The organism is Aestuarium zhoushanense (assembly GCF_056431045.1).
In genome coordinates, this window is the sequence record NZ_JBWKMA010000023.1 from 677,023 (window position 1) to 691,850 (window position 14,828).

Annotated in this window: 15 protein-coding genes, 1 tRNA gene and 1 riboswitch; of the genes, 8 read left to right on the top strand and 8 right to left on the bottom strand. The window is 56.6% G+C overall.

What is annotated here, in order from left to right; translation table 11 throughout:
• The first annotated feature begins 46 nt into the window (after positions 1-46).
• On the top strand, positions 47-916 hold the full coding sequence (locus AC07ED_RS15045) for a DMT family transporter (RefSeq protein ID WP_105236102.1): 870 nt from the start codon (positions 47-49) through the stop codon (positions 914-916).
• A gap of 44 nt (positions 917-960) precedes the next feature.
• Here the strand turns inward: AC07ED_RS15045 and aroC are convergent, their stop codons facing one another.
• Positions 961-2,064: a chorismate synthase gene (gene aroC / locus AC07ED_RS15050; protein ID WP_105236101.1), complete on the bottom strand. Its 1,104-nt coding sequence runs from the start codon at positions 2,062-2,064 to the stop codon at positions 961-963.
• 97 nt (positions 2,065-2,161) lie between these two features.
• Positions 2,162-2,264: riboswitch (TPP riboswitch) on the top strand.
• A 43-nt stretch (positions 2,265-2,307) separates the two neighbouring features.
• Here aroC and thiB point away from each other — a divergent pair.
• From thiB to AC07ED_RS15065, 3 genes are read left to right on the top strand one after another with little or no spacing between them, the layout of a single operon-like run.
• Positions 2,308-3,291, top strand: a complete 984-nt coding sequence (gene thiB / locus AC07ED_RS15055; protein WP_105236100.1) for a thiamine ABC transporter substrate binding subunit — start codon at positions 2,308-2,310, stop codon at positions 3,289-3,291.
• Positions 3,267-4,808 (top strand): thiamine/thiamine pyrophosphate ABC transporter permease ThiP, encoded by a 1,542-nt coding sequence (locus tag AC07ED_RS15060; RefSeq protein ID WP_105236099.1) that lies wholly within the window; start codon positions 3,267-3,269, stop codon positions 4,806-4,808. Before thiB ends, AC07ED_RS15060 begins: the two co-directional genes overlap by 25 nt.
• Complete coding sequence (locus tag AC07ED_RS15065; RefSeq protein ID WP_105236098.1) at positions 4,795-5,499, top strand: thiamine ABC transporter ATP-binding protein; 705 nt, start codon at positions 4,795-4,797, stop codon at positions 5,497-5,499. Before AC07ED_RS15060 ends, AC07ED_RS15065 begins: the two co-directional genes overlap by 14 nt.
• Positions 5,500-5,548: 49 nt before the next feature.
• On the opposite strand, the gene AC07ED_RS15070 is transcribed toward AC07ED_RS15065, so the two are convergent.
• From AC07ED_RS15070 to petA, 3 genes are read right to left on the bottom strand one after another with little or no spacing between them, the layout of a single operon-like run.
• Complete coding sequence (locus AC07ED_RS15070; protein WP_105236097.1) at positions 5,549-6,412, bottom strand: cytochrome c1; 864 nt, start codon at positions 6,410-6,412, stop codon at positions 5,549-5,551.
• A gap of 17 nt (positions 6,413-6,429) precedes the next feature.
• Entirely contained in the window at positions 6,430-7,743 is a 1,314-nt protein-coding gene (petB, locus tag AC07ED_RS15075) for a cytochrome b (protein ID WP_105236096.1), read from the bottom strand.
• Between the two features lie 12 nt (positions 7,744-7,755).
• On the bottom strand, positions 7,756-8,316 hold the full coding sequence (gene petA / locus AC07ED_RS15080) for a ubiquinol-cytochrome c reductase iron-sulfur subunit (RefSeq protein ID WP_067552827.1): 561 nt from the start codon (positions 8,314-8,316) through the stop codon (positions 7,756-7,758).
• Positions 8,317-8,646: 330 nt separating this feature from the next.
• On the opposite strand from petA, the gene AC07ED_RS15085 reads away from it, so the two are divergent.
• Entirely contained in the window at positions 8,647-9,321 is a 675-nt protein-coding gene (locus AC07ED_RS15085; RefSeq protein WP_105236095.1) for an outer membrane protein, read from the top strand.
• A gap of 3 nt (positions 9,322-9,324) precedes the next feature.
• On the opposite strand, the gene AC07ED_RS15090 is transcribed toward AC07ED_RS15085, so the two are convergent.
• Genes AC07ED_RS15090 through dapF form a run of 4 tightly spaced genes read right to left on the bottom strand, consistent with a single transcriptional unit; the run spans position 9,325 to position 12,683 of the window.
• Positions 9,325-9,927 (bottom strand): glutathione S-transferase, encoded by a 603-nt coding sequence (locus tag AC07ED_RS15090; RefSeq protein ID WP_105236094.1) that lies wholly within the window; start codon positions 9,925-9,927, stop codon positions 9,325-9,327.
• Positions 9,928-9,956: 29 nt separating this feature from the next.
• The gene (locus AC07ED_RS15095; RefSeq protein ID WP_105236093.1) at positions 9,957-10,580 is read right to left on the bottom strand and encodes an FMN-binding negative transcriptional regulator; all 624 of its coding nucleotides are present in this window, start codon (positions 10,578-10,580) and stop codon (positions 9,957-9,959) included.
• A 40-nt stretch (positions 10,581-10,620) separates the two neighbouring features.
• Complete coding sequence (mtaB, locus tag AC07ED_RS15100) at positions 10,621-11,874, bottom strand: tRNA (N(6)-L-threonylcarbamoyladenosine(37)-C(2))-methylthiotransferase MtaB (RefSeq protein WP_105236092.1); 1,254 nt, start codon at positions 11,872-11,874, stop codon at positions 10,621-10,623.
• Positions 11,871-12,683: a diaminopimelate epimerase gene (dapF, locus tag AC07ED_RS15105; RefSeq protein WP_105236091.1), complete on the bottom strand. Its 813-nt coding sequence runs from the start codon at positions 12,681-12,683 to the stop codon at positions 11,871-11,873. Before dapF ends, mtaB begins: the two co-directional genes overlap by 4 nt.
• A 94-nt stretch (positions 12,684-12,777) precedes the next feature.
• Between dapF and AC07ED_RS15110 the strand changes: the two genes are divergently transcribed.
• The 3 genes from AC07ED_RS15110 (at position 12,778) to AC07ED_RS15120 (ending at position 14,784) form a co-directional block, all read left to right on the top strand.
• Positions 12,778-12,853 (top strand) — tRNA-Lys (locus AC07ED_RS15110).
• A 196-nt stretch (positions 12,854-13,049) separates the two neighbouring features.
• The gene (locus AC07ED_RS15115) at positions 13,050-14,162 is read left to right on the top strand and encodes a porin (protein WP_105236090.1); all 1,113 of its coding nucleotides are present in this window, start codon (positions 13,050-13,052) and stop codon (positions 14,160-14,162) included.
• Positions 14,163-14,322: 160 nt separating this feature from the next.
• Positions 14,323-14,784: a DUF3576 domain-containing protein gene (locus AC07ED_RS15120; RefSeq protein ID WP_478242385.1), complete on the top strand. Its 462-nt coding sequence runs from the start codon at positions 14,323-14,325 to the stop codon at positions 14,782-14,784.
• Positions 14,785-14,828 lie beyond the last annotated feature (44 nt).

A 14,828-nucleotide genomic window follows, 5' to 3' on the forward strand; every position in this document is an offset into this window, starting at 1 on the left:
AAGGGTCGCTGGCATCAGCGGCCCTTTTTTCATTCTCGGGGACATTATGGATTTACGTGCTATTTTGATGGGGTTGTCTTTTGCCCTCATGTGGTCGTCAGCTTTCACCTCAGCACGAATTATCGTTCAATATGCCCCGCCAATGGCCTCTCTATCGCTTAGGTTTTTGGTCTCGGGTCTTCTGGGGATCGCGATTGCTTATGCGATGGGGCAGCGGGCCAAACTTACGCGAGAGCAATGGAAGGCCACGCTGATTTTTGGCGTTTGCCAGAACGCGCTTTACCTCGGCCTGTTCTTTGTGGCGATGCAAACGATTGAAGCGTCGCTGGCTGCAATCATTGCAGCGACGATGCCGTTGATCGTTGCTCTCTTCGGGTGGGTGATGGGCGATCGGCCAAAGCCGTTGGGTATGCTCGGGCTTGTTGCAGGGATCATCGGCGTGACTGTGATCATGGGCGCACGCCTGTCGGGGACCATCGATGTGATCGGCCTCGTTCAATGCGCCATTGGTGTGACGGCACTGGCAGTTGCAACGCTGTCCGTGCGCGGTGCGTCCTCTGGCGGAAACGTTCTGATGATCGTTGGTCTGCAAATGTTGGTCGGTTCGGCTGTTCTGTCCGTGCCTGCGACGCTGCTCGAGAGCTGGGACATTATCTGGAGTTGGCAGCTTATTGTGGCGTTCTTCTACACCACTTTGGTTCCCGGTCTTTTGGCGACCCTTGTCTGGTTCCTGCTCGTTCAGCGGATCGGAGCGATCAAAGCGGCGACGTTCCACTTTTTGAACCCGTTCTTTGGCGTAACCATCGCGTGGGCTCTGATTGGTGAGGAGCTGACACACTGGGACGTGATCGGTGTTGCGATTATTGCAGCGGGAATTTTGGCCGTCCAATTGTCCAAGCAGGGCGCAAAACTATAACGGCGCCCGAAAGGCGCCGCTTAGTATCTTTAGCATCAACAGTGTTAGCCGATCTGACCTCGGACGCCGCCGGTGTGGGCGCGGTCGAGCAGGATATGATCGAGGATGACACACGCCGCCATTGCTTCACCAACGGGGACTGCGCGGATGCCGACGCAGGGGTCGTGGCGACCTTTTGTGACGACTTCTGTCGGTGTGCCGTCCATGCGAATGGAACGGCGTGGAGACAGGATGGACGAGGTCGGCTTTACAGCAAAGCGCACGACGACATCTTGGCCAGTGGAAATACCACCAAGGATGCCGCCAGCGTGGTTTGATCCGTAGCGCACCTGACCGTCTTCAAAGAAGATCTCGTCGGCGTTGTCGCGTCCCGTCAGGGCTGCTGCAGCCATGCCTTCGCCGATCTCAACGCCTTTGACGGCGTTGATCGACATCATCGCTGCTGCGAGATCGGTATCCAGCTTTGCATAGATCGGAGCGCCGATCCCCGCAGGGACATTGCGGGCCACAACTTCGATCACCGCGCCAACGCTGTTGTGGTCATCCTTGCGCAGCCACTGAAGGTAATCTTCCCACTCCAACGCCATTTGCGCGTCAGGGCACCAGAAATCATTCTGGTCAATGGCGTTCCAATCGAACCGATCACGGTCGATCTTTCTGTCGCCCATTTGGACCATGTAGCCTTTGATCTCAATCGCGGGTGCGAGGGTCTTCAACACTTCACGCGCAACGCCACCAGAGGCAACGCGTGCCGCAGTTTCGCGCGCAGAGGAGCGACCGCCACCGCGATAATCGCGCAGGCCATATTTTTGGTGATAAGCGAGGTCAGCGTGACCGGGGCGGAAGGTCTGGGCGATGTCGCCGTAGTCCTTGGACCGCTGGTCTGTGTTTTCGATCATCAGCTGGATTGAGGTGCCAGTGGTCACGCCTTCAAACACGCCCGACAGGATTTTCACTGCATCGGGTTCATTGCGCTGGGTCGTATTTTTGTTCTGGCCCGGTTTGCGCTTATCCAACCAGACTTGAATCATCTCTGGTGTCAGCGCCACGCCCGGAGGGCAGCCGTCGACCGTTGCGCCCAAAGCTGGACCATGGCTCTCGCCCCACGTGGTGGTGCGGTAGATGTGACCGAAGGTATTATACGACATGGGCGCCTCCTTTGGTGTTTCCTCTATCGCGGACAGGGCGAGGGGCCAAGGTCTTTTGCGAATTCCTCTTGAACATCGTTTTTGCGCGTCTATGTTCGCCGTTACCTCGGGGTGCTCTGGCAACAGGGCTGAGATGCGAAAGCGAACCCGTTGAACCTGAACCGGTTAAGACCGGCGGAGGGAAGGTGCAGAGTTGATCCTCTTGACCCCCGTCCGTTCGGCGCATGAAGAGGAAAGACCATTATGAAAACGACCCTCACGCATGTCGCAGGACTATGTTTCGTTGCCACTGGCGCAATCGCTGAAACATCGACCCTGACGATTTACACCTACGACGGCTTTAACAGCGAATGGGGCCCAGGTCCGCAGATCGAGGCGAACTTTGAGGCCGAATGTGCCTGCGATCTGGAGTTTGTCGCCGCTGGTGACGGCGCAGCCGTACTGTCGCGCCTGAAACTCGAAGGCGCAAATACGGATGCAGATATCGTGCTCGGCCTTGATACGAACCTGACGGCGGATGCAGCGGCGACGGGCCTTTTTGCGGCATCGGGCGTGACTGCAGCCTATGATTTGCCGATTGAATGGTCGGACGACACGTTTGTTCCGTTCGATTGGGGCTATTTTGCTTTCGTTGCTGGGAAAGACGTCGATGCACCGACCAATTTCCGTGAACTCGCTGCAAGCGACCTGAAAATCGTAATCCAAGACCCGCGGTCATCGACACCAGGTCTGGGCCTCGTCCTCTGGGTTGAAGCGGCCTATGGTGACGAAGCTGGCAGCATTTGGGCTGATCTGGCGGACAACATCGTCACCGTAACCCCCGGATGGTCCGAAGCCTACGGTCTATTCCTCGAAGGCGAAGCAGACGCCGTGTTGTCCTACACAACCTCGCCTGCCTATCACCTGATCGCGGAAGGCGACGACAGCAAGACATCGTGGGCCTTTGAAGAGGGTCATTACATGCAGGTCGAAGTTGCAGCAAAGGTCGCATCGACCGATGTGCCAGAGCTTGCGGATGCCTTCCTCGCGTTCATGACGACCGAAGGGTTCCAGTCTGTGATTCCGACAACCAACTGGATGTATCCTGCGGTGACACCTGCGGTTGGTCTGCCCGAAGGGTTTGAGACCCTTGTCACACCCTCGACCGCTTTGTTGCTCAGCTCTGAGGATGCGGCTGCAAAATCGGGTCCGGCGATTGACGCATGGCGCGCAGCACTCGCTCAATAAACTATCCACGCTGGCCGGGGGCGATGGTGATCGCCCTCGTGCTGGTGTTGACGCTGGGAACACTATTGGCTGTTCTTTGGCGGGCCGAAGGCGTGGGTGGGTTAGGTCGGGCTGAATGGGCAGCCGTTAGGTTTACCGTGCTTCAGGCCATACTATCTGCAGCGGCCAGTGTTGTGCTGGCGATCCCAGTTGCACGGGCGCTATCTCGACGCAGGTTTCGAGGACGCTCGGTCCTTATAACGCTCCTCGGCGCTCCATTCATTTTGCCAGTCATTGTCGCGGTCATGGGGCTGTTGGCGGTGTTTGGGCGCAATGGTCTTTTGAATGATGCGATCGCTATGGCGGGTGGGGATCGGATCTCAATCTATGGGCTGGGCGGCGTTGTGTTGGCTCATGTCTTCTTCAACCTTCCGCTTGCGGTGCGGATGATCCTACAAGGCTGGATCGCTATACCCGCCGAGAGATTTCGGTTGGTCGTGAGCCTCGGTGCCTCGGTGAGCGCAATGCTAGAGCGACCGATGTTACGAGCCGTTTTGCCGGGTGCGTTTATGGCCATTTTCCTGATTTGCTTGACGAGTTTTGCTGTCGCACTCGTTCTGGGCGGTGGCCCAAAGGCAACCACGGTTGAATTGGCAATCTATCAGGCTGTGAGATTTGACTTCGACCTCGGGCGGGCCGCGCTTTTGGCCGCTGTCCAATTCGGTTTGTCCATTATCGCCGCGCTGGCTGCGTGGTTCATCACTGTTCCTGAAGGATTTGGCGCGGGGTTGGACCGTGTTCTGCCGCGATGGGACGGAGCCAGCCTATGGGAGCGGTCATGCGATGCTCTCGCGATCGCATCGGCCGCTGCATTTCTGATTCTGCCTCTGTCGATGGTCGTCATCAAAGGCGTGATTGGGTTGTCCGATCTGCCAGCGTCCATGTGGCCCGCAATTGCGCGTTCGGTTTCGGTCGCTGCGGTTTCTACTGCTTTGACCATCGCTGCTGCAGTCCTTTTGTCGATGCGTGGCGGACGCGCCGTTGGGCTGGCCTCAGCCTTGCCGTTGGCTGCGTCCTCATTGGTGGTCGGGACGGGGCTCTTTGTTGTTGTTCAACCTGTGTTCAATCCCGCGAAACTAGCGCTGCTGGTCACAGCCTTGATGAACGCACTTATGGCGCTTCCTTTTGCGCTGCGCGTCATCGCGCCTGCGTTTGAACGTGTTGAGGCGGACTACGGACGCCTTGCCGATTCGATTGGGCTGAGAGGTTGGGCGCGTGTTAGGATTGCTGTCCTGCCTCGCATAAGAAAGCCGTTAGGCTTTGCTGCAGGATTGGCTGCGGCTCTTTCGATGGGTGATCTAGGTGTGATCGCTCTCTTTGCGACCTCGGACCAGCAGACCTTGCCGTTGTTGATGTATCAATTGATGGGAAGTTACCGCACGGACGCCGCGTCTGGCGCGGCACTTGTGTTGTTGGGGCTGAGCCTTTGTGCCTTTTGGATTTTCGACAGGGGAGGACGCGCCGATGCTGACGCTTGAAAACCTGAATGTGCGTCAGGGTGATTTCCGCCTAACGGCAAATGTAGGCTTTGCGGCGGGCCAGATTACAGCTCTCATCGGCCCGTCTGGTGCTGGTAAATCCACGATTCTTTCTGTGATCGCAGGTTTCTATCAAGCCGAAGGGCAGGTGTTGTGGCGCAGTGAGCCGATAACTGATTTGCGACCTGATCAGAGACCGGTTTCGATCCTGTTCCAAGACAACAACCTCTTTCCTCATTTGACCGTTTCACAGAATGTCGGCCTCGCGCTGCGAGCATCGCTTCGGCTGACGCGCGATGAACAGCGCCGTGTTGATGAAATGCTCGTCAGCGTCGGTTTGTCTGGGATGGGTGGGCGTAAGCCCGCCGCTCTCTCGGGCGGGCAACAGAGCCGCGCAGCGTTGGCGCGGCTTTTGCTGCAAGATCGTCCTGTGATCCTCTTGGATGAACCCTTTGCGGCTTTGGGGCCCGGTCTCAAGCAAGAGATGCTTGCCCTCGTGCGTGAGCGAGCGCTTGCCGACAATCGTGTTGTTTTGATGGTGACCCATGACCCGCAGGATGCGCTGGTCGCGGCTGATCAAATTGCCTTGGTTGATGAAGGGCAGTTATTCGCACCATTGCCGACGCGAGAGGTGATGGATAACCCGCCTGATGTGCTGCAGCGGTATTTAGGAACATCCACCCAGAAATGAAAAAGGCCCGCCAATTTAGCGGGCCTTCTCCTATTCAGAGCGCGTCAGATTACTCTTCGTCGCGCTTTTTACCTTTGTGCGGTGCCCACAGGCGTTTGTTGGTCATGTAGAGCAGAACCGACAGAACGATCAGGAAGATCACGCCGGTCAGGCCAGCTTCTTTACGAGCGTTCAGTTTCGGCTCAGCAGCCCACATCAGGAATGCAGCAACGTCCTGAGCTTCGTGGTGCAGGTCGTTGGAGTGACCGTCATCGAATTCAGTGTCTTCACCGTAGAGCGGCTGTGCCATCGCGATCCAGCTTCCCGGATAGAGGTGGTTGCCGTGCTCGTCTTTACATTCGTTCGGGTAGCCACCTGCAGTAAAGACGGTGTTGTAGTTACCGTCAAAGCCTTCAGGTGCACATTCTGGTGCTTCTTCGTAACCAGTCAGAAGCGAAGCAATGTACTCGGGGCCGCCCATGCCTTTGACGATCTGGTTGATACCGAGGCCGTAGGGGCCGTGGAAACCAGCGCGTGCTTTGGCCATCAGGGACAAGTCAGGTGCATTTGACAGCGACGAACCAGGGAATTTGTCAGCCGGAGTTGCAGCACGGAAGTCGCCTTCACCGTCTGCAAGCTCAGGATCCCAAACTTCGAACTGACCAGCGTAGTCCCAGACTTCGTCGATGCCGTAGTGCGGTCCGCCCTCATCGGCGAGGGTGCCGATGCGAACGTGCTCGAGGCCGTGACATGCTGAACAAACTTCGGTGTAGATTTTCAGACCGCGCTGAAGCTGCATCTGGTCGTAAGAGCCGAACGGGCCTTCGAACGAGAATGCGAAATCTTCGACGTGGCTGGTGCCACCCGATGCCAGAGCGGCACCGGAGGACAGACCAAGAGCGATCGCGGCGGAAAGGGTAAGTTTACGGAACATAGTTCTTGTTTCCTTTCTCACTCGGCCGGGTTGCCGTAGTGGGCATTGAAATCTTCCTCGATGGTCGCAGGCTGTGCCAGCGGCTTTTCGATAACACCCAGCAGCGGCAGGATGATGAGGAAGTACGAGAACCAGTAGGTCGCAGCGATGAGCGAGATCCAGTCATACGGGAAGGTTGTTGCCTGTGCGCCAACCCACATCAGTACGAAGAAATCGACGACCAGCAGAGCGAACCACCATTTGAACATCGGACGGTAACGACCCGAACGAACTTTGGATGTGTCCAGCCAAGGTGCCAGAGCCATCACGGCGATCGCACCGAACATCGCCAGAACGCCGAAGAACTTCGCGTCGACGATACCAGCAGTGATGAAGCTTACGAACTGAACAGCCCAAACGTCAGCGGTGAACGCACGCAGGATCGCGTAGAACGGCAGGAAGTACCATTCAGGAACGATGTGCGCAGGTGTCGCCAGCGGGTTTGCCGGAATGTAGTTGTCTGGGTGGCCGAGGTAGTTCGGCATGAAGCCTACGATAGCAACGAAGACCACGAGGATCACAGCGAGTGCGAAGAGGTCTTTGATGACGAAGTAGGGCCAGAACGGCAGAGTGTCTTTCTGTGCTTCTTCTTTCGAGCCACGACGAACTTCAACACCAGTTGGGTTGTTGTTGCCTGTCGAGTGGAATGCCCAGATGTGCACCAATGTCAGGCCGGCCAGAACGAACGGCAGCAGGTAGTGCAGCGAGAAGAAACGGTTCAGAGCAGGCTGACCAACAGCGGATGCGCCGAGCAGCCAAGTCTGGATCGATTCACCGATGAACGGGATCGCACCAAATAGACCGGTGATAACAGCGGTACCGTGGAACGACATCTGGCCCCAAGGCAGAACGTAGCCCATGAACGCGGTGCCCATCATGATCAGGTACATAAGCATACCGATGATCCATGTGACTTCGCGCGGTGCTTTGTACGAACCGTAGTAGAGGCCGCGGAAGATGTGGGCGTAAACAGCCACGAAGAACAGCGATGCGCCGTTCATGTGGAAGTAACGGATCATGTGACCGCCGTTTACGTCACGCATAATGTGTTCGATCGAAGCGAACGCCATGTCAACGTGCGGGGTATAGTGCATGACGAGCACAACACCAGTGACAATCTGAAGACCCAGTGTGAAGGCCAAGACAATGCCCCAGATCCACATCCAGTTAAGGTTCTTCGGAGTTGGGATCATGAGGGTGTCATAGAGAAGACCGATGACGGGCAGGCGGCTGTGGAGCCACTTTTCTGCGCCAGTCTTCGGCTCGTAATGATCGTGCGGGATACCGGACATTCGTGCCTCTCCTTAGCCGAGCTGGATTGTGGTTTCGTCGATAAAGGCAGCGACGGGGATATCGAGGTTGCGCGGTGCCGGACCTTTGCGGATGCGGCCTGCGGTGTCGTAGTGCGAACCGTGGCACGGGCAGTACCAGCCACCGAAATCGCCCGACTCACCGAGCGGCACGCAGCCAAGGTGGGTACAAACGCCCATCTGAACGAGCCATACGCCGTCTTCCGACAGTGCACGGTTTTCGTCCGACGCATCTGCATCGGCAGCCAAGTTTGCGTTTTCAGCATTCTGGTCAGGCAGCGCATTCAGTTCAACTGCGCGAGCTGCGTCGATTTCTTCCTGCGTACGTGCGCGGATGAAAACAGGCTTACCCTGCCACAGAACGGTCAACTGGGTGCCAGCGGCAACCGAGCTAACGTCTACACGCTTCGAGGCTTGCGCCTGAACGTCTGCGGACGGGTTCATCTGATTAACGAGAGGCCAGACAGCGGCGCCGGTCACCACTGCGCCCGCACCTGCGGTAGCGTAGTAGATGAAATCGCGGCGTGTGCCCTGGTGTTCTTCTTGATGTGACACGGGGTGCATCTCCGATTTTTCCGGGCCTCGGCCCATACGAATAGGACAGACGGCAGAAAACCGCCGTCCGTTCGGGCGCTGTTTAGCTATCAAAACCTGTCGCGTCTAGCGGACAATCGGGCGCAGGCATTGGGAATAAGGTCGTATGGTGGGGAAAGATGGCGCAAAAACCACAATTTGCCCCGTAATCTGGTGGTAATTTCGATATTTGCGAGATTCCGTAGCGATTTTTTTGTGCGGGAGGCAAAATGACGCGAAGCCGCCGCGACGCTTGATAGCCTAGGGTTCGAGGCGTAGGACGGGAACAGATATCAATTTTGGGATGTTATCATGACAAAAGCCAAACTTCTTGCGGCCATCGCATTTGTCGCCCTGCCGACCTTCGCCGCGGCAGAATTCGAAATTAGTGGCTATACGGGAATCCAAGAAGCCCCGCATGCAAAAGTGACGGGTAACGATCCTTCAAACACCCTAAATTCAGGTGTGTTGGACTTCACCGCTGGATGGGAAGGTAAACCTTTTGCGATGCCTCCTTACTATGGCTTCCGTGGCACGTGGTGGCGCACCGATAGCCTTGGTTTCGGCATCGAGTACACCCACTCGAAGGTTTATGCTGATGCGGAAACTCTAGCGGCAGCTCGTTATGATCGTTTTGAGTTGACGGACGGCATCAACGTTTTGACCGCAAACGCGACGTATCGATGGAACGATAAGTGGGCTTCTGGTTCTGTAACCCCATATGTTGGTGGCGGTCTCGGCTTCACATTCCCTCATGTCGATATCGAAGCGACTGATGGCGGCCCGCACACTTGGGAATACCAAATCACAGGCGCTGCAGCTCGCCTGTACGCAGGTGCGAAGTATGACCTAAGCGATACTTGGGCCGTGTTCGGTGAATACCAGTTCACATACAGCAAACAGGACATCGATTTGGACAATGGCGGCAACGTCCAGTTCAACTTGATTACAAATGCGCTGAACGTTGGCCTTAGCTACACGTTCTAATCCTTATTCCGGTACGGTGTCCGTCATGGATTTCCGTGCCGCGAATTCGGCGTGCCATTTTGCCAGTTCAGGCCGTGTGGCGCGCCAATTCCGATCCCCCAAACGAAAATCGACGTAGGACAGCGCGACGCCAATCGCAATCTGACCCATGTCGAGCGGCCCCAGAAGATTGCTGATCCAGCGTTCTTCGACGGCAGTGAGCGCACGGTCAATCTTTGCCCACTGAGCCTCAACCCATTCGGGATACTGATATTCGGCGGGACGCATACGGGCTTCATAGACAATCGCCACAGCGGCTTCGAGAATCGCATCCGCGGTCGCTTCGAGCGTCAGAACATCCCACTGGCGATCAGCTGGATAAAGGCCGAGGTCCCAATGAGTATCGAGGTAGCGCGTGATGACGCGGCTATCGTAAATTGCGGGGCCTGACTCGCGGATCAGGGCGGGGATTTTTCCCAGCGGGTTCGCCGCAATAACCGACGAATCGGTGGCCAAAGGCGTAGTGGCGACCATCACCTCTTCGACTTCGTCCGTTTTGCCAGCTTCGCGGATCAAAACGCGGACTTTTCGAACGAAGGGGGATGTGATCGAGGCGATTAGTTTCATTGTCGTATCCTACGTTGAGTTGCCCAAGGTTAATCAGTGAGAGTCGCCCGCATCAAGGCTCCAATCGTAGACGGCTCTAGACCAAACCCATGTTTGTCTACCTCGTTCGATGCGGCCAACCGTGCTTCGGCGGTCTTATTCTGGGCGAGCTTCCATGTGCCATCGACAGAGGTGATGGTCAGTCGAACAGGAACGATCTGCCGCATCATTCGCTCAATGACCTCGCTGGGCATTTTCTCCGTTCTCCAAGGCGTCTTTGGCAGAAGGCGCGATTCGAAAAACGCCGATTGGCGGTCGAGCATGTCGCGCATTGTGTCATCAGGCAGCTTTTCGAGGGTTCCGCGCAGATGTGCCGCCACGTAGTTCCAAGTCGGCACTTGATCGTCGAGACCATACCAATCGGGCGAGATGTAACTATCGGCCCCGTTCACGGCCAAAAGACACGTTTGAGGCTCTGATAGGGCACGGACGATCGGGTTGGACCGAACGAGGTGAATATCGGCGGTCTTGCCATCCTCGGAGAGCAGAAACGGCACATGAGAGGCCAGCGGCCCTTCATCACCGTTGACCATTAGGGTCCCAAACGCACGATTCCGAGCGAATTCGGTAGCTTGGTCGGGTGGCGTCTGTCTGTAGATCGGATTCGGGTGCATGGGGCGCTTTCGTTTGGCATGTCGTATCGACAGCCAACGATCAGGCGCGAAGCTGTTGTCCGTCAACACCCACAATTGTAGCGGTCACAATTTCCGATTCGGGCTGGTCTGAATCGAACATCACTTCGGTGAATTGTTCGGTCCGACCCATACGCGCGTTTTCCATCAAAATCTGATGCGTCTGGCCGATCTGTTGTCCCAGATGGGCGGCGACTCGTTCGTTCCCTTTAGCGCGAAGTCTAGCTGCGCGATCTTTGATGAGCTTGCCATTCACTTGCGGCATCCGCGCGGCTGGTGTGCCCTGACGGATCGAATAGGGAAACACATGAAGCCACGTCAGATGGCAGTCATCGACCAGACGTAGTGAGTTTTGGAAGTGCTCTTCGGTCTCGGTCGGGAAGCCCGCGATAATGTCTGCACCGAACGTCATGTCGGGGCGCAGCTTAATCGCGTCTTCGGCAAAGCGGATCGCATCATCACGGAGGTGGCGGCGCTTCATCCGTTTGAGGATCAAATCATCACCATGCTGTAGCGACAAATGCAGGTGAGGCATGAGTCGAGGTTCAGTAGCGATGGCCTGCATGAGGTTTTCGTCAACTTCGATTGAATCAATCGAACTGATCCGAAGGCGCCGAAGGTCTGGCACCAGTTTCAAGATTCGCATGACCAGATCGCCGAGTTTTGGCGTGGCGGGGAGGTCGGCGCCCCACGAGGTCAGGTCCACACCGGTGAGGACGACTTCGTTATATCCCTTATCAACCAACCGTTTGATCTGATCGACCACGACACCAGCAGGGACCGAACGGGAGTTGCCGCGGCCAAACGGGATAATGCAAAACGTGCAGCGGTGATCGCAGCCGTTTTGAACCTGAACATAGGCACGCGAACGTGTCCCAAACCCGTCGATCAAATGGCCGGCGGTTTCAGTGACCGACATGATGTCGTCAACCCGCACAGCCTCGGTTTGGCCGATGAGGTCAGGGGCCATGGATGCCCAAGTATCCGCCTGCATCTTTTCGGTGTTTCCGATGACACGTGTCACTTCGGACATCGCCGCAAATGTCTCTGGTTCGACCTGAGCGGCACAGCCCGTCACGATCAGAACTGCATCAGGGTTTTCACGACGAAGTTTGCGAATCTCTTGTTTGGCTTTGCGCACGGCCTCGGATGTCACCGCACAGGTATTCACCACCACAGCGTTTTCGACCCCTGCTTTCGCAGCAAGATCTTTCATCGCTTCGGTCTCGTAGGCGTTCAGGCGGCAGCCCAAGGTCGAAAAGACAGGTGCGCTCATCGCCAGATACCATCAAACACATGCGCCGTTGGCCCTGTCATCCAGACGCCATCCTCGCGCCAGTCGATGTGGAGGGTGCCGCCATCCAGCTCAATCCGTACCTTGCGCCCTGTGAGCCCCCTGCGGGCCGCTGCGACAGCGGTTGCGCATGACGACGATCCAGACGCCAGAGTTAGGCCCGCGCCACGTTCCCAAACGCGCATACGGATGTGATCAGGGCCAACAACCGTAGCGACCTGTACATTCGTGCGCTGGGGGTAGAGGGGGTGATGTTCGATCATGGGGCCAAAGGTGGTCAGATCGACAGCCTCGGCATCGTTAACAAAGAACGTGCAGTGTGGGTTGCCCATTCCAGTTGCCGTCGGGGCGCCGTCAATCGGCAGCGACAGCGTATCCATTTCACGAGCGAGCGGGATTTCGTCCCAGTCCAACTGGGGTGGGCCCATATTCACAGAGGTCAGGCCATTGCCTGCATCTTCGGCGAATAGGGTGCCGCGATCTGTAGTGATCGTGAGGGCGGATTTGCCCGTGCGATCCATTTCCCAGCGGGCAATACAGCGAGTCGCGTTTCCGCAGGCGGCGGATTGCGATCCATCAGAGTTCCAAAAAACCAGATGAAGGTCCGAATTTCGGCCTTCGTGAATGGTCGCCAGTTGATCGAACCCGATTCCCATGTGGCGATCGGCCATGGCAATAGCCAAGGCTTCGTCCACGACAGTGCCGAGGACGCGTTCATCAATGACTACGAAATCATTGCCCAAACCGTGCATTTTCATGAACGGCAGGCCAGTATTTTGTTCTGCGCGCATGGTCGTCCTATACGCCTCGATAAAAATTAAATCCAGAGATCGCGATTTTCGGGTTGACCCTACCCAGCGACCTTTCTAGAAGCCCCACCACAGTGGGCCGTTAGCTCAGTTGGTAGAGCAACTGACTTTTAATCAGTGGGTCGCAGGTTCGAATCCTGCACGGCTCACCACTACAAACAAAGGCTTAGCCTAAATCGGGCTGAGCCTTTTGTTTTTTCAGCGAGACAACCAGCGAGACAAAGTTGCGGAAGAGCATGAAGCTCTGCGTCGAACTGAGTCGCGACACCCTCGCGCGCACGCGTGTCTCCGTCACCCAATGCTAGGTTCACTGGCATTCATGTGAATGCAAAAACACGAGGGTAAACCATGAAAAAGATCCTTCTCGCTTCCGCATCGATCGTCGCTTTCGCTGGCGCAGCTGCTGCTGAAGTTTCGTTCGGCGGCGACGCTAAACTGGGCTACAACGACGACGTAGAAGACGGCTTCTACTGGGACGCTGGTCTGACCGCGAAACTGTCGCAAGATCTCGACAACGGCCTGACCGTTGCTGCATCGCTCGACATCGACCTGACCCGTAACAACGCAGGTTCGCTCGGCGCAGTAACCACCTCTGACTGGGTTGTAACTGTTTCTTCTGAAACCGCATCGCTCGCATTCGGTGACGTAGCAACTGCTGCATCCACCTTTGCTTTCGCGAACGACATGGACGGTGGCATCAACGACCACACCGAAGATTACGCTGGCGAAAATGACTCGGGCATTCTTGCAAAAGCTTCGTTCGGCGATTTCTCGATCGCAGCTTCGACTATCATCGAGGACTCCGCTGCTGGCTCGACCACGACTGGCGCTGGCGACAACGGCGCAACCCAGATTGCTGTTGCTGGCTCCTTCGGTGGCATCAACGTTGGCCTTCTGAGCGTTCAAGATGAAACACTTGCTGGTATCGCTCAAGACGACGCTATGCTCGTTTCGCTCGGCGGTACTTTTGGTGGCGTTGACGTAACCCTGAACGCTGGCAACGTAAACGACGTTGACCGCATGGGTCTCGACCTCGGCTACACCGTTGGTGACGTTGTTCTCGGCGCTTACTACATGCAGGACGACGCTGCTGGCGCAGAAGACATGTACGGCGTTAAAGCGACCTACACCGCTGGCGCAGTCACTGTAAAAGGTTACTACACCGAGAACCGTGGCAACGTAGACGGCGACAACGAGTACTCGGTTGCTGTTGCATACGACATGGGTAACGGTCTCGTAATCAACGCTGGCCTCATCGACGGTGAAACCGCTGGCGGCACCGACGACGACCAGTACAACTACATCGTTGCTGACTATAACCTCGGCGGCGGCGCATCGTTCCTCGTTTCCTATGCTGATGCAAACGACGACGCGACTGCAAACTCGAACGACATCGACACCACCCTCGGTGGTTACGAGCTGAAGTCGGGTCTGACTGCACAGCTGAAGCTGGCATTCTAATCTGACCTAGTCAGTTTGAATGAGAGAGCGGTCCTTCGGGGCCGCTCTTTTCTTTTGTGACCACAGGTTTACCCCTTAAGCCTTGTGACAGGCTCTGCCCCACGTTACACATTTTGCGACGTCGGCCCCAAAGCGGGGTCATGGACATGAGGGCAATACTGTGACCGCTTTCCAAAAAACGACCCGCGTGATGCTGGTGACCGCAATGGCCTTGGGCCTGTCTGCTTGTTCGGGCGGCTTTAGCTCACCGTTTAGCGGCCTATTCGGTGGCAAATCAAACGATGCTGGCGCTGTGCGTCAGGCAACGCGGACCGCTGGATCAGAATCTGTGGCCGTGAACCGCTACCTCTGGGCCGCTTCGATCGATGTTCTGTCGTTCCTCCCCGTCGAGAGTGTCGACCCCTTCACTGGCGTGATCGTCTTTGGTTACGGCACCCCACCGGGTGGTGGCCGTGCATATCGTGCGACTGTGCATATCTCTGATCCTGCGCTTGATGCTCGTTCGCTCAATGTCGCGCTGCAATCGCGCAATGGCGCGGTCAGCCTAGAGACGCAGCGCGCTGTTGAGGACGCAATCCTCGCCCGCGCTCGTCAGATCCGTATTCAAGACCGCGGCCTATAGAAACTGCCGCGAAAACCTTTTAATACCGCGCCGGGCCCTGTTGC